Source organism: Solwaraspora sp. WMMD937 (assembly GCF_029581175.1).
GTDB lineage: Bacteria > Actinomycetota > Actinomycetes > Mycobacteriales > Micromonosporaceae > Micromonospora_E.
The window spans coordinates 2,653,899-2,676,782 of sequence record NZ_CP120738.1; the positions used below are offsets into that span (position 1 = coordinate 2,653,899).

The window sequence follows — 22,884 nt, forward strand, 5'->3', positions numbered from 1 at the left end:
TGCGGTGTCGTGTTGAGGCGGACGCGACACCGCCTGGGAACCCGGCGTCACCGCGCCGGAGTTCCTCCCGGCCGGGATGCGTGCAGGGGGTGCGCATCCCGGCCGGCCGCCTGCGCGGTTCTGACGTGTCCGTCGCGTGACCGGTGTGTGTCGGACCTGGGTACGGATCGCCGGTTGCCCCGCTCACCTCCGGTGTGTGGGCCGAAGATCGGCTCTGACGCCTAGCCGAGGTCGGGATCCGGCGGCTAGCGTCTAGTCATGGTCCGGGGTCGTCCCGGGCCAGCCGGACGGTCCGGACCTGCAGTCGCATGGGTTCCGCATCCGACCCGTGCCTTCGGGCCCCGGTGGAGCCGGATCGCGGGCGGATCGGGTGCACGCCCGACGGAGCAGGCCTGTGACGAGTCGACGTACCACCCCCGGGGCCGATCAGAGCCCGACCGCCGCCGCTGTCCCGTCCAGCCGTAGCCGGACCCGCCGAGCCCCGGACGCCGCCGCGTCCGAGTCGGCCGACCGGTCCGCCGGCCCAGCCCAACCGGAGCCGCCAGTCACCGCCCGCGCGTACGTCCTGGACACCTCGGTCCTGCTGTCCGACCCAGGGGCGTTCCACCGGTTCGCCGAGCACGAGGTGGTGATCCCGCTGGTGGTGATCTCCGAGCTGGAAGGCAAGCGGCACCATCCGGAGCTTGGCTGGTTCGCCCGGCAGTCCCTGCGGATGCTGGACGAACTCCGGGTCCGCCATGGCCGGTTGGACCAGCCGGTGCCGGCCAACGAGTCGGGCGGCACGTTGCGGGTCGAGCTCAACCACGCCGACACCGACGTACTGCCGCCAGGGTTCCGCAACGAGTCCAACGACACCCGGATCCTGTCGGTCGCGCTCAGCATGGGCGCGGAGGGCCGGGACGTGGTTCTGGTCAGCAAGGACATGCCGCTGCGGGTCAAGGCCGCCTCGGTCGGTCTGGTCGCCGACGAGTACCGGCACGGCCAGGCCAGCGACCCGACCTGGACCGGAATGGCCGAGCTGGAGTCCACCGACGAACAGGTCAAGCAGTTGTACGCGGGCGAGGCCGTCGACCTGGACAGCGCCGCCGGGCTGCCCTGCCACACCGGCCTGGTGCTGCACGGCACCGGCGGCGCCGCGCTCGGGCGGGTGATGGCCGACAAGACGGTACGGCTGGTACGCGGCGACCGGGAGGCGTTCGGGCTGCGTGGTCGCTCCGCCGAGCAGCGGATCGCGTTGGACCTGCTGCTCGACGAGTCGATCGGGATCGTCTCGCTGGGCGGTCGGGCCGGCACCGGCAAGTCGGCGCTGGCGCTGTGCGCCGGGTTGGAAGCGGTGATGGAACGGCGTCGGCACAAGAAGGTCGTCGTCTTCCGTCCGCTGTACGCCGTCGGCGGTCAGGAGCTCGGTTACCTGCCCGGATCCGAGTCGGAGAAGATGTCGCCCTGGGCCCAGGCGGTCTTCGACACCCTCGGCGCGGTGGTGCACGAGAACGTGATGGAGGAGGTGCTCGCCCGCGGCATGCTGGAAGTGCTGCCGTTGACCCACATCCGGGGCCGCAGCCTGCACGACGCCTTCGTGATCGTGGACGAGGCCCAGTCGTTGGAACGCAATGTCCTGCTGACCGTGCTGTCCCGGATCGGACAGGGCTCCCGGGTGGTGCTCACCCACGACGTCGCGCAGCGGGACAACCTGCGGGTGGGCCGGCACGACGGGGTGACCGCGGTGATCGAGGCGCTGAAGGGCCATCCGCTGTTCGCCCATGTGACGCTGACCCGTTCGGAGCGTTCTCCCATCGCCGAAATGGTTACTGATCTGTTGGAGGACATCCCACGTTGACCTCGCCCGGTGCGGGTCTATGCCCCACTTTAGGGTGAAAATTGGCGTGACCAGTATCACATTCAAAGTCCCGCGTTTCCCAACGGCCTCACCGTGAGCGATGGTGGTCGACGAGCGCGCGCACCGGCGACGACCGATATCCGGGTCGTCGGTGGTGGTGCGTCAGCCGACCACCATCGCGGCCGGCCGACGCGCGACCAACCCGGTCGGGCGCTCACGGCGTGCTCGGACCAGCCGCACCGCCGCACCCGCACGTGACGGTCGCGCCGCACCTGGCGGCGGCCGCCGCGAGCCGGCCGTTCAGTCGGCCGGGCACGCGGGCGCGAGCGGTGCCGACCAGCCCGGCCCGCCGTGTCCTTGCCCCCGACGAAGGGACCACTTCGTGAGTCGGCTGTGGAGCCGGTTCGGTGTCCGGGCACTCGCCGTCGGCCTGCTCGTGACAGGCGTCGCCGGCGGGTTCTACCTGGAAAGCGACCGGGAGACCCAGCAACGCATCAGCGACGCCCGCCTGGCCGCCGAGGCCGAGCAGGTCGAGCTCGAACTGCTGCGCCAGCGCCGGGCCGAACACCAGCGGATGACGGTGCAACGCCGTACCGCCGAACGGGAAGCCACGGAGAAGGCTCTCGCCACGGCCAAGGCCGAGGCGGCCAAGGCCAAGCGGGCAGAGCAGGTGACCCAGCAGAAGCAGCAGGAGGCGGCGGCCCGGCCGCCGGCGGCGACGGTGCCCTTCACCGGCGAGATTCCGGAGTCCTGCGACGAGTTCAGCGGCAACCGGGCGATCGGCTGCGCCCTTACCCTGGAGAAGGGGTGGGGTCTCGACCAGTTCGCCTGCCTGAACAAGCTGTGGAACAAGGAGAGCGGCTGGAACCACAAGGCCTACAACGCGGCCTCCGGCGCCACCGGTATTCCCCAGGCGCTACCGGGCAGCAAGATGGCCTCGGCCGGTGCCGACTGGCAGACCAACCCGGCGACCCAGATCAAGTGGGGCCTCGGGTACATCAGCGGCCGTTACGGCACCCCGTGCGGCGCGTGGCAGCAGTCACAGAACGCCGGCTGGTACTGATCCGGTCCGGACTGTCGGCAGCACCTGTCGCACTCGTCACCGGCGGCGGTACGGACCTGATCGTCCGTACCGCCGCCGGTGTTTTTGTGCGGTTTCGCCAGCTGTCGGCTGGCGTCGGTTGCGCGGACCTGATAGCTACTTGGAGATGGCGTACATGGGGACCTCCGGTGGTGACCCGAACCGCTTCGGCACCGAGGCCTTCTACGCCTCGCTGGGCCGGGCGTTCGTCGCAATGTGCGCGGTCGTCCCGGTGCTGTTCGTCATCGAGGCGTTCGACGTCTGGCTGAGCGCCGGCTTTGATCTGGCCGCCGGCATCATCCCCCGGCGCATCGACGGGCTGGACGGGGTGTTCTTCGCCCCGTTCCTGCACCACGGCTTCGACCACCTCTACAGCAACAGCGTTCCGTTGATCCTGCTGGGCACCTTCGTCCTGGCCGCCGGGGTCCGCCGGTTCCTCTACTCCACCCTGGTGATCATCCTGGTCAGCGGGCTCGGCGTGTGGTTCGCCGGCGCGCCGAACACCGTCGTGGTCGGCGCCAGCGGTGTCGTCTTCGGCTACCTCGGTCTGGTGCTGATGCGCGGCATCGTCGAGCGCACCTGGTGGAACCTCGGCGTCGTCCTGCTGGTCGGCCTGCTCTACGGCTGGCAGCTGGTCGGCATCCTGCCGACCGACGCGTTGATCTCCTGGCAGGGCCATCTCTTCGGATTCGTCGGCGGGGTGCTCGCCGCGATCCTGTTCCGCCGCCGGCGCGACTACGATCCGTACGATCCGGACCCGCTCACCATGCCCTGACCGCGCCCTGGGTCAGAGACCGAGCTCGGCGATCGGCCGTCCGTCGAAGTCGACCGCCGAGTAGAGCGCCAGCTTCTCAAGCCGGTGATGCGAGTCGATCACCCGGATCGTGCCGCTCTTGGAGCGCATCACAATCGACTGGGTGTACGCCCCACCGGAGCGGTACCGCACCCCGTGCAACAGGTCTCCTGAGGTGACGCCGGTGGCGACGAAGAAGCAGTTGTCGCCGGTCACCAGGTCGTCGGTGCGCAGCACCCGGCCCAGATCGTGCCCGGCCGCGACGGCCTTGTCCCGCTCCGCGTCGTCGCGTGGCCAGAGCTTGGCCTGCATCGCGCCGCCCATGCACTTCAACGCGCAGGCGGCGATGATCCCCTCCGGGGTTCCGCCGATGCCCATCAGCACGTCGACGTCGGACTCCTCGCGGGCCGCCGAGATCGCACTGGCGATGTCACCGTCGGACAGGAACCGGATCCGGGCACCCGCGTCGCGGATCTCCTGCACCAGTTCGGTGTGGCGGGGCCGGTCGAGGATGCTCACCGTCACGTCGGAGACGCTCGACTTCTTGACCCGGGCGATCCGCTGCAGGTTCTCCCGCACCCCGGCCTCGATGTCGATGACGTCGGCGCAGTCCGGGCCGACGGCCAGCTTCTCCATGTAGAAGACCGCGCTGGGGTCGAACATGGCGCCCCGCTCCGCCACCGCCAGCACCGCGAGGGCGTTCGGCATGCCCTTGCTCATCAGGGTGGTGCCGTCGATCGGGTCGACGGCGACGTCGACCTCCGGCCCGGAGCCGTCACCGACCCGTTCACCGTTGAACAGCATCGGGGCGTTGTCCTTCTCGCCCTCGCCGATCACGACGACGCCACGCATCTGGATCGAGTTGATCAGTTTGCGCATCGCGTCGACCGCGGCGCCGTCGCCGCCTTCCTTGTCTCCCCGACCCACCCACCGGCCGGCGGCCATCGCCGCGGCTTCGGTCACCCGGACCAGGTCCAGGGCCAGGTTACGGTCGAGATTCTGCGGGCTGCGGGTGCCGGTTCCAGTCATCGGTGCTCCTCCTCGCGACGGTGCGGGGCGCATCCCGGAGCACAGCGTCGCCGGCTCCGGTCCTGAGTGAATCCTGGCACGTCACGACGGTGCCAGGTAGTCGCGGGGTGGTCGCGGAGTGACCCGGCCGCAGGCCGGTCCGCGTATCGGTCCGCGCCGAGGAGCTGGGAGGATGGGCGGATGGAGACGACCGGGCCGGCGAGGCCGGCGCGCGACCGGGCCGAACGCACCCCGAGGGACATCACCCTGTCGCTGCTCGTCCTGCTGGTACCGATCCTGCTGGTGTTCGGGTTCTACCGGGTCTTCCTCGGCGCCGACGACCCGGTGGCGGTGGATCCCGGGCCGGCGTACGAGCAGGCCGGTGCGGCGGGCGAGTTCCCCGTGCGCGCGCCGGACGGTCTCGGACCGGACTGGGTCACGGTGAGTGCGGTCTTCCGGCCGGTGTCGGCGGCGGACGGTCCGACGCTGCGGCTGGGCTACGTCACCCCGGCCGGCGCCGCCGTCCAGGTGGTGCAGAGTTCACGGCCGGCACCGGAGCTGCTGGTGGCAGAGCTGACCACGACCGCGCAGCCGCAGGGTGGTGTGGCGATCGGGGCGACGACCTGGCAGCGGTACGCGGCCCGGCCCGGCGAACGCGCACTGGTGTGGTTGGCGCCGCAGCACAGTGTGCTGGTGGTCGGCACGGCCGACTCCCAGGAGTTGCGGCTGATGGCCGAGGCGCTCACCCCTCGCTGATCCGTCGGCGGGTCCGGCCCGTCCAGGGCGGTTGCCCGGGCCGGAAATCCGGTTACCGGGCTGCGGATGGCAGACTCGACGGGGTGAGCGACGTGGCCGCATCGTCGGTGGATGGTGAGCTGGAGAGCCTGAGCCTGGTGGAGTTGGCGGTGCGGCGGCTGCGTCGCGAGATCCTCAGCGGCAAGACCGACCCGGGGGAACGACTCGTCGAGGAGCATCTGACCCGCCGGCTGGGCATCAGCCGGGCACCGCTGCGTGAGGCGCTACGGCTCCTCGCCGAGCAGGGCCTGGTGGAGCACGTGCCCCGGCGTGGCGTGCGGGTGGCGACCTTGTCCGACCGCGACGTTCAGGAGCTGTACGCGGTGCGCGACCTCCTGGAGCGGCACGCGGTGGAGTCGGTGCTGCCGGTGCGCCGGGATACCGCCCTCGGTGGCCTGCGGGCTGCGGTCGACCAGATGCGGCTGGCGACCACGGTCGGTGACCGGCTGCGAGTCGCCGAGGCGCATCGGCGGTTCCACGTCGAGCTGGTCGCCCTGGCCGGTAACCGGCAGCTCACCGGGGTTTACGAGTCGGTGCTGTTGAAGCTCCAGCTGTACATGGCGATCAACCTGCGGCGGGAGGCGGAGGTGGCGCAGCCGGTCGACGGGGTGCACCGGCACGAGCGGCTGCTGGCCGCGATTGAAGCCGGGAATCCGGCCGAGGTGCACCGGGAGTTGGCCGAGCACGGTGCCCGTACCTACCGGCGCTCCGACGGCTCAAGCCGAACACCAGATACCTGATCCGGGGTCGGAAAGGTATCTGGTGTTCGGCTCGTTGGGGCGTGCAGTTGATCAGTGGCGGCGGTGGCTGTCCAGCCGCCGATCAGCCGTACGTCTCGTCAGGCGTACGTCTCGAACTCGGCGATCTGCGGCGTGCCCGAGGCGCCGGTGATCTCGAAGCTGATCTTGCGGAGCGTGGTCGAGGAGAAGCTGATCACGCCGGCACCGCTGCCGGAGGCTAGGGTGGCACCGGTGTCGTGGTTGTACAGCCGCCACGAACCGATGGCACCTGCGGCACCCGACGCCTCCCGGATGTTGACCGAGGAGACGGTGGTGTCAGCGTCCCACTTGATCGAGATTCGACCGGTGGTGCCGCTCGGCGACCAGTATGTGCCCATGTCGCCGTCCCGCACGTCGCCGTAGCTGGTGCCGCTGCCCTTGCTCGAACCGTCCGATCCGGCGCCGATGCTCAGGTTGGTGCCACCGGGCTGGGTCGGGGTCGAGGTCGGCTGCGGCGCCGTCGGGCTCGGGGTCGGACTGGGGCCGGTGCCGCCGGAGACCTGCAGGTAGTCGATGTTGCTCAGGCCCTCACCGGTGGCGGCCACCAGCCGAATCGTGTTGGTGCCGCTGTTGAGCGCTACGGAGACCGAGACGTTCGAGTAGCTGGTCCACCCGCCGGTCGGGTTGAACGCGACCCCTTGCAGCACAGTCGAGCCGTTGACGACCAGGTTCGCCGGTCGGTTGCCCGAGCCGCCGTTGGCGTGCCGGATAGTCAGGTTCGTCGTGCCGCCACTGGAGCTGACCAGGAACTGCGACGCCGCACCCGAGGTGTTCTCCGTGTTGCAGTACCCGCTGCCGGAGTAGCCGGAGTGCTCCGACTCGATCTCACCGTCACACGAGGCCGGCGAGTACTCCGCCTCGTAGCGTCCGTCCGGGCCGGGCGTCGGCGGCACGGTCGGCGTGGGGCTCGGCGGGTTCGACGGCGGCGGCGAGGTCGGCGAGCAGCTGCCGTCCGAGACGCGGTTGCCCTTGTTGGCGCCAGCCAGCTGACGGACCAGGTTCGGCACGCAGTTGGCCCCGTCGAGCGGGTAGGAGTACGGGATGCTGATGCTGGTGTTCGATGTCGGGTTGGGTCCGGCCGGCTGGTTGTCGCCGCTGCGGCTGGACCAGGTCACGTTGTCGTAGATGTTCCCGCTGACCTGCCAGTAGCCGGCCTCGCTGGTGTAGAACGTGCCCAGTACGTCCTTCGAGTCCTCGAAGTAGTTGTTGTCCACCTTGGCGCGTCCGCCGGCTCGTGAGTTGATGCCGGACTCGTGCAGGTCGACGTAGTAGTTGTTGTAGATATGCGAGATGCCGCCGCGCAGCAGCGGGGTGCGGGAGTCGATGTTCTCGTAGAGGTTGTGGTGGAAGGTCACGTAGCCGTTGGACCGGTCGCTCTCGCTGGACCCGATCAGGCCGCCCCGGCCTGAGTTGCGCAGGGTGCTGTACGACAGGGTCACGTACTGCGTGTTGTTCTTCATGTCGAACAGGCCGTCGAAGCCCTCCGACTCACCGCCGGAGGCCTCCAGCGTCACGTGGTCGACCCAGACGTTGCGGACGTCGGCCTCCATGCCGATGGCGTCGCCGCCGTTGGAGGTCGGCGAGCCCGACTTCTTGACGTTACGAACCGTCACGTTCTGAATGATGATGTTGCGAGCCTCGCGGATGTGGATGCCGATCTGGTCGAAGACCGCTCCGCTACCGACGCCGATGATCGACACGTTGCTGATCTGCTTGAGCTCGATCACGTCATCGGCGGTGTTGCAGCTGTCGCCGGAGACCTTGCTGGTGTTGCCGTGGTTGATCGTCCCCTGGACCTCGATGACGATCGGGGTGCTGCTGCTGGCCCGGTTGCACAGCGCCGCGTGCAGGGCGGTACCGGTGCTGACCCGTACGGTCTGGCCGCCAGCGCCGCCGGTCGTGCCGCCGTTCTGGGTCGCGAAGCCGGTGGCGCTGCCGGTCGCCGCCGAGGCCTGCGGGATCGCCAGTGCCAGGCCGACCGTTCCGGCCACGGCCGTGGTGGCCAGCCCCGCGAGGAGTCGCAGTGCGACTGGTCGTCTCATCGTTGTCTCGCCTTCGTCTTTGACTGCTGGAATCGGTTCGACTGCTGGAGGATTCGTGCCGCCCCGGTGAACTGGTGCGGCGCGTGGTTGCAGCCCGTGGTCAACCTGCCTGCAGCGCCGGTGTGGCCGTTGCCCGGCCGTCGACGGACGGCCATCGGCCCACGACGGCGAGGGCTGGGGCAGGGACGCCTCGACCCAGGTGCGGTGTTCTTGGTGTTGTGGACGAGTCGGCGGCTCGCCGGGCCCCGGACGCGTGGCCGTCAGCGCTGCGGGCGCGAGGTCACCCGGACCGTCCTCACGTCCCCGCCGCCGGTGTGCTGCAGCACACCTTGCCCTGACTTTGGAAAGCGCTTTCCTCGAAGGATAGGTCGATGTCCATCAACTTGCAAGATCGTAGCCGGATTGTGGCGAAATGCCGTCTTGGGGTCACCCTCAGCCGGTGGCTCGGGCGCCACGGGCGGCGTCGAGCCGCTGGCGGGCCCCGTCCAGCCAGCGCTGACAGGCGGCTGCCAACTGCTCGCCGCGCTCCCACAGCGCCAGCGACTCCTCCAACGTGGTGCCGCCGGACTCCAGCCGATCCACCACCGAGGCCAGTTCGGCGCGGGCCTGCTCGTAGCTCAGCGAGTCCGCCGCCAGCGGCCCACCCGCCGGCTCAGTCGCCGGAACCTTCGCCGACGTGGTCGCCGTACCGCGGTCAGCTGCCTTCTTCGTGGTCACCTGATGCCTCACTCATTCGGGTCGGGCCGCGACGGCCGGCAGTTCGCCGCCGGCCAGTCGCAGCCGCAGCGGGTCGCCAGCCGCGACGTCGGCGGGGGAGCGGACCACCGTGCCGGCGGCGTCCTGCACGATCGCGTACCCCCGGTCGAGGGTCGCGGCCGGTGACAGTGCGCGCAGCCGGGCCAGCGTGTGTCCCAGCTCGGCGGTGCCGGCGGACAACCGGTGCGCCAGGCAGCGGGTGGCCCGGTCCCGCAGCGCGTCGACCTCGCCGGCCCGCCCGTCCAGCAGCACCTGTGGCCGGGCGAGCACCGGCCGGGACCGGACCATTTCCAGCCGGTGTGTCTCCCGGTCGAGCAGACCGGTCACCGCCCGGTCCAGCCGGTGCCGGGCCAGGGCGATCAGCCGTAGCTCCTCGGCCAGGTCCGGCACCAGCCGTTTGCCCGCGTCGGTCGGCGTGGACGCCCGTACGTCGGCGACGTAGTCGAGTAGTGGTGCGTCGGTCTCATGACCGACGGCGCTGACCACCGGGGTACGGCACCCGAACACCGCCCGGCACAGCGCCTCGTCGGAGAACGGCAGCAGGTCCTCGACGCTCCCGCCGCCCCGGGCGATGACGATCACGTCGATCGACGGATCCGCGTCGAGCACCGCCAGCGCGTCGATCATCTGAGGCACCGCGCCGGAGCCCTGCACGGCGACGTTGACCACCCGGAAGTCGACCGCCGGCCAGCGTCGGCGGGCGTTGGTCAGCACATCCCGTTCGGCGGCCGACGCCCGGCCGGTGATCAGCCCGATCCGCTGCGGCAGGAACGGCGGGCGGCGCTTGCGGGCCCGGTCGAACAACCCCTCGGCGGCCAGCAGCTTCTTCAGCTTCTCCAGCCGGGCCAGCAGCTCACCGAGGCCGACCTGGCGGATCTCGTCGGCGCGCAGGCTGAGCGTGCCCCGGGCCGGGTAGAACTCCGGCTTGGCGCGCAGCACCACCCGGGCGCCGTCGGTCAGCTCCGGCGCGCCGAGGTCGAGCACGTCACGGTTGGTGGTGACGGTCAGGCTGAGATCGGCCGACGGGTCACGCAGGGTCAGGAACACGGTGGTCGCGCCGGGCCGCCGGCTGATCTGCGCGACCTGCCCGTCGACCCACACCCAGCCGAGTCGGCCGATCCAGGCGCTGATCTTCTGGCTGACCACCCGGACCGGCCACGGCTCGTCCGCGCTGCTGCGCGGCGTCGCGTCGGTGTCGGTCACCCGGCAAGGGTACGGGCGGGTGGTGACACCATCGCCGCTCGCCCCGCCGGTCGGCGAACGCCGGCTGGTCCCGGTCCGGTCCCGCCGGTCGGCCACGCTGCCGTCGTGGTCCACGGCACGTAGACTCGGCCGGGTGAGCGAGCCTGACGCGAAACCGGTCCACCGCAAGCGGGTGCTGCTGGCCAACCCCCGTGGCTACTGTGCCGGCGTCGACCGCGCGGTGCAGACCGTGGAGGAGGCGCTGAAGCTGTACGGCGCCCCGGTCTACGTACGCAAGCAGATCGTGCACAACAAGCATGTGGTCTCGACCCTGGAGGCCAAGGGCGCGATCTTCGTCGAGGAGAACGAGGAGGTCCCGCACGGCTCGACCGTGGTCTTCTCGGCACACGGCGTCGCTCCCGAGGTGCACCGGCAGGCGAAGGCCCGGTCGTTGAAGGCTATCGACGCCACCTGCCCGCTGGTGACCAAGGTCCACCAGGAGGCCCGCCGGTACGCCGCGCAGGACTACGACATCCTGCTGATCGGCCACGAGGGCCACGAGGAGGTGGTCGGCACCTCCGGCGAGGCCCCAGCGCACATCCAACTGGTCGACGGCCCGGACGACGCCGACAAGATCACCGTACGGGACCCGGAGAAGGTGGTCTGGCTGTCGCAGACCACCTTGTCGGTCGACGAGACCATGGAGACGGTCGGCCGCCTCAAGCGACGGCTGCCGATGCTGCAGTCGCCGCCGACGGACGACATCTGCTATGCCACCCAGAACCGCCAGCAGGTGATCAAGCAGATCGGGGCCGAGTGCGACGTGGTGCTGGTGGTGGGTTCCCGTAACTCGTCCAACTCGGTGCGGCTGGTCGAGGTGGCGATCGACGCCGGGGCCCGCGCCGGCTACCTGATCGACTTCGCCCACGAGATCGACGACGCCTGGCTGGCCGACGCGACCACCGTCGGGCTGACCTCCGGTGCCAGCGTTCCCGACGAACTGGTGCACCAGGTGGTCGACCACCTCGCCGCACGGGGTTTCACCGACGTCGAGCAGGTCACCACGGTCGAGGAGACGATCACCTTCTCGCTGCCGTCGGAGCTGCGTCGGGACATGAAGGCAGCCGCGGCGGGAACGGACGTCCCGGCCACCGCGTCCTAGCCGGTATGAGAGTCACTCGGATCGGCGTACCCCTGTTGCTGACCTGCCTGGCGCTGCCGGCGTGCGGCACCGGCGAACCCACCACCGAGCCCGACCCCGACCCGGTGCCGACCGTGACGGTCGCGCCGTCCACGCCGCCGGCAGCCGAATCACCGAGCGGAGGTGCCACGGTGAGCACAGCACCGCAGACCCCTGGACCGCCTGAAGACCTGCCCACCTCGGTGCCGGGGGGCACCCCGGGACCGGGAAAGTCGATCGGGTCGTCGCGGCCGATGACCCTGACCGGCACCGTCGAGGCCGGGGTGGAGCACGACTGCTACCTGCTCGACGGCTATCTGCTGGTCGGCGGCTCGCGTGACCTGATCCGTCCGGGTGCCCGGCTGAGCGTCACCGGTCACGTCCAGGCCGACCTGATGACCACCTGCCAGCAGGGCACCCCGTTCATGGTGCAGCGGATCGAGCCCGCCTGACCGACGGCGCGACCACCGACCCTGACCTGCGCCGAGCGACGACCCTGGTGCCTGCGTCGGTGCCCGTAGGACAACAGCGAGGGGCCCACCCCGACTCGGGGTGGGCCCCTCTACCGTCGTACGGCCGAGCCGTAGGTCAGCTCACCGAGCTGACCGAGACTCCGCCGCGGCCGACGACCGCGCCCTGTTCGGTGACGACGAGCATCTCACCGAACAGCTCCCGGCCCGCCTCCGGAGTGGCGTCCACCGTGACGCTGCCGCTGAGCGTGGCGCTTGCGCCGTTGGCCAGCTCCGTCGAGCCCGACTCGACCGAGATGGTGCCCAACCCGGTCGAGTAGAACACGTCCAGGTAGTCGTACTCGGTAGTGCCGGCCGGCACCGAGTACCCGTCGACCTCGATGTCGTAGACACCGGGTGCCGGGTTGTCGATCGTGACGGCCTCTTCGGAGTCGCCGTCGGCGGTGTAGTCGATCAGCGAACCGTTCCGGTAGACGAACAGGTCCAGGTCGGCGCTGAGATCGCTGGTGTTGCCGATCTTCGCGAACAACCGGGTTGCCCCGGCCGGGACCGTCACCTGGAAGGTCTGCACCTCCAGGTCGGCGATCGTCGGCCGGTCACTGCTCGCCGAGCCGAGCGAGCCGCCCTGCCCGGAGACCGTAACCGGGCCGAAGACGTTCTCCACCGTCCAGCTGAGCGGGGTGGGCTCACCGAGGGTGACGTCCTCGAGCACCGTGCTGGCCGGGTCGACGGTGACGCCCTGTACCTGGGCGGTCAACTCGAACGGGTTCTGCAGCATCGGCGAGGTCCGCCGCGACTCCACCTCGATCTCCCAGACCCCAGGCAGCGGGTCCTGGTAGTCCCGCTCGTCCGGCTTGCAGACGCTCGGGTCGGAGAAGTTGGTGTAGCAGCGCAGACTGCTGGAGCTCTCCAGCGGTACGCCGTACGGGTCGATCGCGATGAACCGGGTCTGCGATCCGTCCGCGATGCCCGACAGGCTGACCTGCAGCGCCGTCGCGCCTTCGGGCACCGTGACGAAGAACGACGTGTACGCGTTACGCGTCACCTTGCCGGAGGTGTTGAACTCGTACTCCGGGCTGCTCATCGCGGTCGATGCCACCACCGTGTTCATGATCTCGAAGTCGACCGTGGCGGTGAACGGGTTGTCCACCCGGAGGATGGCACTGTGCACACCGGCGTCCGGCGTGGCCCGCACGTTGAACGTGACGGCCTCGTTCAGCGGCAGCACCACCTGGCCGGGGGCGGCGAAGGTGCCGTCGTTGCCGACCCACTTGAGCTTGTGCAGCAGGTCGACGTCCGGGCCGCTGGTCCGGGTGATGGTGACCGGGTAGGACTTGAACTGGCCCGGCCGGTGACCACCGGCGTCGGCGGCGCACCGGTTGTAGACGCCGGTGCCCTTGTGCGGGGTGGCCAGGTACTCCGAGATCGGCGTGCAGACCGGGGCGCTGACGTCGTAGCCGTTGACCTCGATACCCTCGCGCAGCAGCTTCCAGGTGTCGGCCACGTGCAGCATGCCGTTGCCCTGCTCGTGGGCGGAGGCACCGTTGATCCAGCGGGCACCGCTGTACAGCGCCCGACGCAGCTGCATCGGGGTGACGTCGAGGTCCTTGGCCTTGACGCCCGACATCAGCAGGGCAACCGCGCCGGTGGCCTGCGGGGCGGCCATCGACGTGCCGTTGTACATGGCGTAGCCGGGCGGCAGCGGGTAGCCGGCCTCAGGGACCGGGCCGCCCTCCTCCCAGCCGGCGACGGTGGAGATGGCCGCGCCGGGGGCGCTGATGCTCGGCTTGAACCCGCCGTCCTCACGCGGACCGCGCGACGAGAAGGGGAACAGCGAGTTGCGGGTGCGTACCTCGGAGCCGTAGTTGGCCAGCCAGGTGTCCCGGCTCACGCTCGCGGCAACACTAACCACGCTGGACGCCACCGACGGGTCACCGATGGTGTTGGTGCCCGGGCCGGAGTTGCCGGCGGAGATGAACATCTGGACGCCGTACACGTCGATCAGGATGTTGTACAGCTCGGCACGGGCGTTGTTGCCGTCGTTGAGCGCCGGCAGACCACCGATCGACATGTTGATGATGTCGACGCCCCGGTTGATCACCAGGTCGATCATGCCGTCGGTCAACGCGGCGGCGGTGCAGCCGCCAGCGAAGGTGCAGGCCCGCGAGGAGACCAGCTTCGCGCCGGGCGCCGCACCGTCGAAGTCCTCGTTGCCGAGCATGTCGTTGGCGGCCACGATGCCTGCCACGTGGGTGCCGTGCGACGACGAGATCAGGCCGATGTTGACGTAGTCGATCAGGCCAGGACCGCCGACCGGAGCGGTGTCGACGTCGGTACGAAACTCGACGACGAACGGTACCTGCTCGGCGATCGGGGTCGTCGGGTCGTCCGCGCCGAAGTGCCCGATGTCAAAATTCTCCTGGTACGGGCGCATCACCGGCTCGTCGGTGAAGTCGAAGTCCTGGTCGACATCGACCCGTACGTCGTTGGTGGCCGGGTCGTACAGCACGCCGAATCGGTCGCTGGTGTCGCCGTCGCGGTTGACGTCACCGTCGGCCGCCCCGCCGGCGGTGATCGACTCCGAAAACAGGTTGATCATGTAGTCGCCGGCCGGCGCGGACCAACTGACCCCGGCGTAGCTGAAGCTCGGGCCGCTCACGCTGGTGAGCATCGGCCGCCAGGTGCCGTCATTCTCGTACAGCGGGTCGATCGGGGTGACCCAGTCGATGACCTTCCGCTCCCCGGTGGTGGTGGTCTGCAACGCGGGGTGGTCCAGGTCGATCCCGGAGTCCATGATACCGACGACGACGTTGCGGCCGTCCCAGCGCGGGTGGCTCTTCTTGAACGAGACCGCGCCGGTTTCGCCGGTCGGCATGTAGGGGTTGACCGCGCCGGTGTCCGGCCCCGGGCCGGTAGTCGCGCTCGCCACGGAGGAAGCCGCCGCCATGCTCTCCGGCACCGGGTCCGGCATCGGGATCGTCTCGTTGAGGTCGACTGCCGAGACCCCCGGCAGTTTCGACGCCGCGACGACGTTCTTGACCGGCACACGGGCCCGGACGTAGCCGACCTCGTCGACCTGGTTGCCGATCACGCCGCCGAGCTTCTTCAGCTCGGCCGCGACCTTCGGTGCCTGGCCCTGCTCGGTGGCGACCAGCAAGGTGACGCTCTGCTCGCTCTTCGCCTCCGCCTCGGCGAGCAGGTCGAGATCGTGTGACCCCAACGTATCGGTAGGGGTGTCCTTCAGTACGTCGGCCTTGGTCGACGGGTTGGCGCTCGCGGTGGACGCACCACCCGCCAGCGTCACGGCACCGGCCACCATGACGGATGCCAGGAGCGCGGCAGAGGTTCGCCGTCTCCAGATGCGGGGTTTACTCACGTTCTCTTCCTCCGGAAGAACTGGGCCCTGTGGTGCAGGGCACGTGTGACCGCATCCTTTGTGTTCCGGTGGAGCGCTGTCACTACCTAGCCAAGCGTTGTGACCAGCCCGTGACATGCACTTCCCTGAATGGGTGGCGTGGTCGTAGTGAAATGCCTGCAATGAGTGATGTCTATTCGGGGTTTTCCCAGCTCAACCCGGTCCACTCGGGACGTGTCCGATGCGCCCGGTCATCGCCGGCCGACGGCGATTCCAGCTCTGGCGCCTGCACCTGACGGGGCGCCACTTCGACCTGTGGCGGGGGCGTCAGTTCAGTGCCGGAGACCCCGAGATCGGCGAGTTTGCGCGCACTCACCAGGACCCGCCCCTCCAGTGATCCCACCGCGCGGTTGTACGCGGTGACCGCACCTCCCAGCGCGTTACCCAGCTTGGTGACATGCTCGCCCAGCGTGGCCAGCCGCCCGTACAGTTCGCGGGCCAGTCCGTGCACCGCCACCGCGTTGCGGGCCAGCGCCTCCTGCCGCCACGAGTACGCGACCGTGCGCAGCAACGCCACCAGCGTCGCCGGGGTGGCCAGTACGATGTCCCGGCTGAACGCGTGCTCCAACAGAGCCGGGTCGCGCTGCAACGCGGCATCCAGGAACGAATCGGCCGGCACGAACAGCACCACGAACTCCGGCGTCTGATCGAACGCGGACCAGTACTGCTTCGCGGCGAGCGCGTCCACATGGGCTCGCAGCTGCCGGGCGTGACTGTCCAGGTGCTGGTCCCGGCTGCGCTCCTCGCGGGCCTCCATCGCGGACAGGTAGCCGTCGAACGGCGCCTTGGCGTCGACCACCACGCTGCGCCCGCCGTGCAGCCGGACCACCAGGTCCGGGCGGACCGTCTGCTGCTCGGTCCGCGCGGTCACCTGCTCGGCGAAGTCACAGTGCTCCAGCATCCCGGCCGCCTCGACGATGCGCCGCAGCTGGTGCTCACCCCACCGGCCGCGCACCTGGGGCGCGCGCAGCGCCGCCACCAGCTGCTTGGTCTCGGTACGCAGTTCAGCGGAGACTCCACCCATCGCCCGGACCTGCTCGCGCAGCTCGGCGTACGCGTCTACCCGGTCGTGCTCCAGCTCGGCCACCCGCTGCTCGTAGCGGCGCAACGCGTCGTGCAGGGGTGCCACCGCACGCGCCACCGCCTCCTGCGACTGGGCGGTCGCTTCGTACGACAGCGCCCGCATCGACTGCTCCAACCGGCCCTCGCCGTCGCGGGTGGCGCGCAGCGTCGCGTCCAGCCGGGCGATCTCGGCCGCCGACCGGGCCCGGGCGGCCAGCCAGCCGAGCGCCGCGCCGAAACCGAGACAGACGATCACCACCACTACCGTCGCGACATCCACGCCGGAAAGCATGTCAAACAGGTACGCCGCCCGCCCGCCGACGTCCGCGCACCGCCCGTCGTTGTGGCTGGTGGTGGATCAGTGCGGCTACCGTCGTAGCCATGGAATTTCTTCTGCTCCTGGTCTTGGTGGCGTTGTTCGCCGGCGGCCTGCTGTGGTGGCGGGGGGAGAGCGCCGCCCGCAAGGAGCGGGCGCTGGCCGACGCCCGGGCCGAAGCACAGCGCTGGTACGAGCGGCTCGGCGGCCAGGTGATGAACCTGCACGGTGACCAGCCGGCGGTCCGGCAGTCGCTGCTCGACGCCGGCGAGCGCTACACTGCGGCCGGCTCCCAGCTGGAGCAGGCCCGCAGCGTCAAGCAGTTCGAGCTGGCCCGGGAGACCGCCCTGGAGGGCCTGGCCTACGTCCGGGCGGCCCGGGTGGCGCTCGGCATCGACCCCGGTCCCGAGCTGCCCCCGCTGGCCGCAGCCCGGGGCGCCGGGCAGCTGACCAAGGAGCGGGAGGTCGACGTCCAGGGGCAGACCTTCCGGGCCGGGCCCAACCCCGGCCCGCAGACACCGCATTACTACCCGGGCGGCTACCACCAGGGTCGGCCGGTGCCGGCCGGCTGGTACTCCCAACCGCTGTGGAAGCCGGCGCTGGCCGGTGCGGCCGGTGCGATCGGCGGCATGCTGGTCTTCAGCGCGCTGTTCTCTCCGGCGTTCGGCGACCCCGGCTACGACGCCGGGTACGCCGCCGGCTTGGAAGACGGCGGCGGTGACGAGGACTTCTCCGGCGGGGAGGACTTCTCCGGCGGCGAGGACTTCGGTGGTGGCGACTTCGGTGGCGGCGACTTCGGCGGATTCGGGGATTTCTGACCTTCGGAAGTAGGGCTACCCGGATGGTCCGTCGACCAGTGAGCGGGCAGGCTCGTCACCGTGGAGACCAAGCGACAGATTCAGCGCGGCTGGCTCGCCGGTCTCGGCGCGGCAGCCCTGGCCACCGGGGCGGCGACCGCCGCCGCCCAGTCGTCCGGGCGGTTCCACTGGTGGGCCGGGTTCATCCTGGTACCCGGTGCGTTGATCGCCGCCGCCGGTGGCCCGCTGCTGGCCCGCGGTGGCGGCCGCGCCTTCGGTGGGTACGTCGTCGCCGGCATCGGCGCGATCGTCTTCACCGTGGGCGCACTGCTCATGCTGGGGCTGATGGGTGACGGCTGGCCGTTGCTCGTCGTGCTGCCCTGCCTGGCGGTGGCCGGTACCTACGGCTGGCGTCCGGACCATCCACTCGCCCGGGGGTTGCACCGCACCGTGGCCCTGCTGGCCGTCACCGGTGCCGGGGTCGGGGTCACCCTCGGACTGATCGTGACCGGTCTGGTCGACGCCGGAGACACCGGCTGGTGGGGCGGTTTCATGATGCTCGCCGCCGCCGTGGTGTTCGCCAACGCACTCGAACTCGGCCGGCACCGGATGCCGTATCGGCTGCAGGCGGTGACGCTGTTCGTCGGGCCGTCGGTGGTGGCCTTCCTGCTCGGCCTGCGCTTCCTGCGTGGCTGGTGACGCAGGCACCGGCGGACCATCAGCCGGCGAACGGGTCCGATCCGACACGGTCAGCCGGCCTGGACCGGCACCCAGTCGGCGTACTTCGCGGTCCGCCCGTCGCCGGACGAGCGGCCGCGCAGCCGGCGGTGCACCCAGGGCACCACGAACTCCCGGTAGTAGCGGGCCTCGGCGAGCAGGCTGCGCCGGCCGACCGGTGCCGGGTCGACCACGTGCGCCTCGGTCGGGTGGCCCAGCCCGTCCAGCACCAGGCTGGCGACCCGGCGGTGGCCGGCCGAGTTGAGATGCAGGCGGTCGGGCGACCAGTACTGTTCGCGGCGGATCTCCACGTCGCTGAAGACGTCGATGAAGTCGAGACCGTGCCGGGTGGCGAGTTCGGCGGTGGCGGCGGTCAGCGCCAGCCCGCGTCGCCGCATCGTCGCGCCGAACGGCAGCCGGGCACTCGGGTCGCCGCCGCTGAGCAGCACCAGCCGTACGCCGGCGTCGGCGCAGCGGCGTACCGCGCCCTCGGTCAGCGCGACCAACCGGCTCAGGTCCGTGCCGGCGCGCATCATGTCGTTGCCGCCGCCGTTGAGTGTGATCATCGTCGGGAGTGGGGACAGCGACAACGCCCGGTCGAGCTGCTCGGTGACTATCGGTTCCAGCAGCCGTCCCCGGATCGCCAGGTTGGCGTACTGCACAGGGCCGCCGTTCGCGGCGGCGAGGCCGGCGGCGACCAGATCAGCCCAGCCGCGTACGGCGCCGTCCGGTAGTTCGTCGCCGAGCCCTTCGGTGAAACTGTCCCCGATCGCCACATACCGCACCCGCGACCTCCCCGTCCCGCATGACCAGCGGCACCAAGTTACCTCCCGGTACCGACTGGTGCTGTGACGCGGATCCCGCTCTGACGGTTGGCGGGCAATGCTTCCTGGCCGGGCAGCCCGTCCGGGGCCAGTTGAGTGAGCTTAGGGGATCAACCTGTGGGCACGTCCGACGAACGGCGGAAGTGGATCCGTTCAGCGGACGCCGTCCCGTCTGGCCGGCCACGCCGCGTCGGACATGGGTGTCGTGTGAGCTGGACCTCTGGTAGTTTTGCACGACTTGCCCTATTTGTTGTCGTTCTCGTTTGTGACGGATGGGCACACCGGCCTGTCCGGCTCACGCAGAAGACGAGACGGGGGAAAAGTGCAGTCAACGTTGAAACGGGTGGCCAGCGTCTCGCTGGCCGCGCTACTTGGCACCGCTGGCGGGTTGGCGGTGACGGCCGCACCCGCCTACGCAGCTCCCGGAGACGCGCATGCGAGGGGGGTGATCGTCGACCTCTCGGCTGAGGTCCTCGGGATTCCGGTGATCGAGGCCAGTGCGGTGATCGGGTCGGTGGACGCCCCACCCGCCGGCGGCACCGACACCGAGACCCTGCTCGACATCACCCTGCCGGGAGCCATCGGCGTCGCCGCCGACGGCACCGTCCTGGAGGTCAGCGCTACCAGGGGCCCGATCTCGTCGTCCGCCTCGTCCTCGGTCGCCGACGTGTCGTTGGACATCCTCGGCGTGAACGTGCTGACCGCATCGGCCGTCGAGGCCGCGGTCAGCTGCCCCTTCGTCGGTCCGCAGACTGCCGACACGACGTTGACCGGGCTTACCGTGTTCGGCCTGGCGGAGGTCCTGATCCCGAACGGGCCGAGCCTTGACGTGAGCGCCGCGGTGACGGTGCCGGGTCTGGTCGGAGCGATGCTCGATGTCTCACTGTCGCGTATCGAGACCGTCACCGCCGACAGCGCGGCGGCGGCCACCATCGTGCTCACCGCCTCACTCTCGGGTCTGCTCCTCGGGTTCCCGGTGGTCATCCCGGTCGGTGAAGTCATCATCGCCGAGGCCACCTGTGAACGTCCGGCCGCACCGGCGCCGCCGACTGCGTCGTCGATTGATCCGGATTCTGGTCCGCAGTCTGGTGGTCAGACGGTGACGATCACTGGTTCGGGTTTTGTGCCGGGTGACACGGCGGTGACGTTTGACGGGTTGCCGGCCACTGATGTGGTGGTGGATCCGTCGGGTACGTCGTTGACGGCGGTGACTCCGGCGCATGCGCCTGGTGTGGTGGATGTGGTGGTGACCACTGATGGTGGTTCGACTGATCCGTTGGCGTACACGTATCTGGCTGATGGTTCGGATGCGGTGGTGACGGGTCTGGATCCTGATTTCGGGCCGACGTCTGGTGGTACCACGGTGACGATTACTGGTTCGGGTTTCACTGGGGCGACCGGTGTCACGTTTGATGGCGTGGCGGGTACGGGGTTCGCGGTGAATCCGGCTGGTACGGAGATCACGGTGGTGACTCCGCCGGGTGCTGCTGGTCCGGCTGATGTGGTGTTGGTGTTCCCGGCTGGTACTGCGGATGCGGGGATCTTCACCTATGTGCCGCCGACGATTGATTCGGTGGTTCCGGATTCGGGTCCGAACACGGGTGGTACCACGGTGACGGTCACGGGTTCCGGGTTCACCGGGGCGACTGATGTGACGTTCGGTGGTGTGCCGGGGACTGATCTGGTGGTGGATCCGTCGGGTACGTCGTTGACGGTGGTGACGCCGCCGGGGCCGGTGGGTCCGGTTGATGTGGTGGTGGTGTTGCCGGGTGATGACGCGGTCGCTCCCGACGGCTTCACTTATGTGGTCGCGCCGCCGACTGCGTCGTCGATTGATCCGGATTCTGGTCCGCAGTCTGGTGGTCAGACGGTGACGATCACTGGTTCGGGTTTTGTGCCGGGTGACACGGCGGTGACGTTTGACGGGTTGCCGGCCACTGATGTGGTGGTGGATCCGTCGGGTACGTCGTTGACGGCGGTGACTCCGGCGCATGCGCCTGGTGTGGTGGATGTGGTGGTGACCACTGATGGTGGTTCGACTGATCCGTTGGCGTACACGTATCTGGCTGATGGTTCGGATGCGGTGGTGACGGGTCTGGATCCTGATTTCGGGCCGACGTCTGGTGGTACCACGGTGACGATTACTGGTTCGGGTTTCACTGGGGCGACCGGTGTCACGTTTGATGGCGTGGCGGGTACGGGGTTCGCGGTGAATCCGGCTGGTACGGAGATCACGGTGGTGACTCCGCCGGGTGCTGCTGGTCCGGCTGATGTGGTGTTGGTGTTCCCGGCTGGTACTGCGGATGCGGGGATCTTCACCTATGTGCCGCCGACGATTGATTCGGTGGTTCCGGATTCGGGTCCGAACACGGGTGGTACCACGGTGACGGTCACGGGTTCCGGGTTCACCGGGGCGACTGATGTGACGTTCGGTGGTGTGCCGGGGACTGATCTGGTGGTGGATCCGTCGGGTACGTCGTTGACGGTGGTGACGCCGCCGGGGCCGGTGGGTCCGGTTGATGTGGTGGTGGTGTTGCCGGGTGATGACGCGGTCGCTCCCGACGGCTTCACTTATGTGGTCGCGCCGCCGACTGCGTCGTCGATTGATCCGGATTCTGGTCCGCAGTCTGGTGGTCAGACGGTGACGATCACTGGTTCGGGTTTTGTGCCGGGTGACACGGCGGTGACGTTTGACGGGTTGCCGGCCACTGATGTGGTGGTGGATCCGTCGGGTACGTCGTTGACGGCGGTGACTCCGGCGCATGCGCCTGGTGTGGTGGATGTGGTGGTGACCACTGATGGTGGTTCGACTGATCCGTTGGCGTACACGTATCTGGCTGATGGTTCGGATGCGGTGGTGACGGGTCTGGATCCTGATTTCGGGCCGACGTCTGGTGGTACCACGGTGACGATTACTGGTTCGGGTTTCACTGGGGCGACCGGTGTCACGTTTGATGGCGTGGCGGGTACGGGGTTCGCGGTGAATCCGGCTGGTACGGAGATCACGGTGGTGACTCCGCCGGGTGCTGCTGGTCCGGCTGATGTGGTGTTGGTGTTCCCGGCTGGTACTGCGGATGCGGGGATCTTCACCTATGTGCCGCCGACGATTGATTCGGTGGTTCCGGATTCGGGTCCGAACACGGGTGGTACCACGGTGACGGTCACGGGTTCCGGGTTCACCGGGGCGACTGATGTGACGTTCGGTGGTGTGCCGGGGACTGATCTGGTGGTGGATCCGTCGGGTACGTCGTTGACGGTGGTGACGCCGCCGGGGCCGGTGGGTCCGGTTGATGTGGTGGTGGTGTTGCCGGGTGATGACGCGGTCGCTCCCGACGGCTTCACCTACTCGGGTGGCCCGGCACCGGTGATCGACTCGGTCGACCCTGGACAGGGACCGGCCAACGGCGGGACCACAGTGGTCGTCGGAGGCAGCGGCTTCATCCCGGGCCAGACGACCGTGACGATCTGCGGCAAGACGATTCCAGCGAACAAGGTCACGGTCAACAGTTCCGGGACCTCGCTGACCTTCGTCACTCCGCCGTGCGACGTCAAGCACACAACCATCACGGTGACGACACCGAACGGCACCTCGAACGAGATCGCGTTCCGGTACGTGGGGCTGCCGGTCACCGGCAGCGCGACCACGAACCTGATCACCAGCGGCGGTGCGCTCGTGGTGCTGGGAATCTCGTTGCTCCTGCTCACCCGCCGTCGGGCGAACAGGGCGTGACACGTAACAACTGAGAAAGCGGGTGGCCCCGGGAGCGCATGAGCGACCGGGGCCACCCGCCGTTACCAGACTCACCGGGCCGGAGCCCGACCGGACGATA

General features: G+C 69.5%; 16 protein-coding genes and 1 pseudogene. 10 read left to right on the forward strand and 7 right to left on the reverse strand.

All coding sequences use genetic code 11. The features are described 5' to 3' along the window. The first annotated feature begins 394 nt into the window (after positions 1 to 394). The 3 genes from O7621_RS11560 (at position 395) to O7621_RS11570 (ending at position 3,693) form a co-directional block, all read left to right on the forward strand. Positions 395 to 1,837, forward strand: coding sequence for a PhoH family protein (locus O7621_RS11560; RefSeq protein WP_282233962.1), 1,443 nt, complete (start codon positions 395 to 397; stop codon positions 1,835 to 1,837). Between the two features lie 382 nt (positions 1,838 to 2,219). Continuing rightward, the gene (locus O7621_RS11565; RefSeq protein WP_282233963.1) at positions 2,220 to 2,900 is read left to right on the forward strand and encodes a lytic transglycosylase domain-containing protein; all 681 of its coding nucleotides are present in this window, start codon (positions 2,220 to 2,222) and stop codon (positions 2,898 to 2,900) included. A gap of 145 nt (positions 2,901 to 3,045) precedes the next feature. Next, entirely contained in the window at positions 3,046 to 3,693 is a 648-nt protein-coding gene (locus O7621_RS11570; RefSeq protein ID WP_282233964.1) for a rhomboid family intramembrane serine protease, read from the forward strand. Positions 3,694 to 3,705: 12 nt separating this feature from the next. On the opposite strand, the gene glpX is transcribed toward O7621_RS11570, so the two are convergent. Beyond that, a complete protein-coding gene (gene glpX, locus O7621_RS11575) occupies positions 3,706 to 4,740 on the reverse strand; it encodes a class II fructose-bisphosphatase (protein WP_282233965.1) in 1,035 nt (344 codons plus the stop codon). 180 nt (positions 4,741 to 4,920) lie between these two features. Here glpX and O7621_RS11580 point away from each other — a divergent pair, with 180 nt between their 5' ends. After that, positions 4,921 to 5,475 carry a DUF4245 domain-containing protein gene (locus tag O7621_RS11580; protein ID WP_282233966.1) on the forward strand — a complete coding sequence of 185 codons (555 nt, stop codon included), beginning with the start codon at positions 4,921 to 4,923 and terminating at the stop codon, positions 5,473 to 5,475. A gap of 83 nt (positions 5,476 to 5,558) precedes the next feature. Then, positions 5,559 to 6,254: a GntR family transcriptional regulator gene (locus O7621_RS11585; RefSeq protein WP_282233967.1), complete on the forward strand. Its 696-nt coding sequence runs from the start codon at positions 5,559 to 5,561 to the stop codon at positions 6,252 to 6,254. Positions 6,255 to 6,778: 524 nt separating this feature from the next. On the opposite strand, the pseudogene O7621_RS11590 reads toward O7621_RS11585, so the two are convergent. The 3 genes and pseudogenes from O7621_RS11590 to xseA form a co-directional block, all read right to left on the reverse strand. After that, positions 6,779 to 8,335 (reverse strand): annotated as a pseudogene (locus tag O7621_RS11590) (carbohydrate-binding protein); the annotation flags it as partial. A gap of 432 nt (positions 8,336 to 8,767) precedes the next feature. Then, entirely contained in the window at positions 8,768 to 8,971 is a 204-nt protein-coding gene (locus O7621_RS11595; protein ID WP_282234554.1) for an exodeoxyribonuclease VII small subunit, read from the reverse strand. A gap of 93 nt (positions 8,972 to 9,064) precedes the next feature. After that, entirely contained in the window at positions 9,065 to 10,294 is a 1,230-nt protein-coding gene (gene xseA, locus O7621_RS11600) for an exodeoxyribonuclease VII large subunit (RefSeq protein WP_282233968.1), read from the reverse strand. 133 nt (positions 10,295 to 10,427) lie between these two features. Between xseA and O7621_RS11605 the strand changes: the two genes are divergently transcribed. Both O7621_RS11605 and O7621_RS11610 read left to right on the forward strand, forming a co-directional pair. Further along, positions 10,428 to 11,435, forward strand: coding sequence for a 4-hydroxy-3-methylbut-2-enyl diphosphate reductase (locus tag O7621_RS11605; RefSeq protein WP_282233969.1), 1,008 nt, complete (start codon positions 10,428 to 10,430; stop codon positions 11,433 to 11,435). 5 nt (positions 11,436 to 11,440) lie between these two features. Beyond that, a complete protein-coding gene (locus O7621_RS11610) occupies positions 11,441 to 11,905 on the forward strand; it encodes a hypothetical protein (RefSeq protein ID WP_282233970.1) in 465 nt (154 codons plus the stop codon). Between the two features lie 136 nt (positions 11,906 to 12,041). Here O7621_RS11610 and O7621_RS11615 read toward each other — a convergent pair whose 3' ends face one another. Beyond that, the gene (locus O7621_RS11615; RefSeq protein ID WP_282233971.1) at positions 12,042 to 15,299 is read right to left on the reverse strand and encodes a S8 family serine peptidase; all 3,258 of its coding nucleotides are present in this window, start codon (positions 15,297 to 15,299) and stop codon (positions 12,042 to 12,044) included. Between the two features lie 172 nt (positions 15,300 to 15,471). Continuing rightward, positions 15,472 to 16,692, reverse strand: a complete 1,221-nt coding sequence (locus tag O7621_RS11620; protein WP_282233972.1) for a DNA recombination protein RmuC — start codon at positions 16,690 to 16,692, stop codon at positions 15,472 to 15,474. A gap of 89 nt (positions 16,693 to 16,781) precedes the next feature. On the opposite strand from O7621_RS11620, the gene O7621_RS11625 reads away from it, so the two are divergent. Beyond that, positions 16,782 to 17,534 carry a hypothetical protein gene (locus tag O7621_RS11625; RefSeq protein ID WP_282233973.1) on the forward strand — a complete coding sequence of 251 codons (753 nt, stop codon included), beginning with the start codon at positions 16,782 to 16,784 and terminating at the stop codon, positions 17,532 to 17,534. Between the two features lie 60 nt (positions 17,535 to 17,594). Continuing rightward, entirely contained in the window at positions 17,595 to 18,212 is a 618-nt protein-coding gene (locus tag O7621_RS11630; protein WP_282233974.1) for a hypothetical protein, read from the forward strand. Between the two features lie 50 nt (positions 18,213 to 18,262). Here O7621_RS11630 and O7621_RS11635 read toward each other — a convergent pair whose 3' ends face one another. Then, a complete protein-coding gene (locus O7621_RS11635) occupies positions 18,263 to 19,015 on the reverse strand; it encodes an SGNH/GDSL hydrolase family protein (RefSeq protein WP_282233975.1) in 753 nt (250 codons plus the stop codon). A 361-nt stretch (positions 19,016 to 19,376) separates the two neighbouring features. Here O7621_RS11635 and O7621_RS11640 point away from each other — a divergent pair, with 361 nt between their 5' ends. Beyond that, positions 19,377 to 22,784 carry an IPT/TIG domain-containing protein gene (locus O7621_RS11640; RefSeq protein ID WP_282233976.1) on the forward strand — a complete coding sequence of 1,136 codons (3,408 nt, stop codon included), beginning with the start codon at positions 19,377 to 19,379 and terminating at the stop codon, positions 22,782 to 22,784. The last annotated feature ends 100 nt before the right edge of the window (positions 22,785 to 22,884 follow it).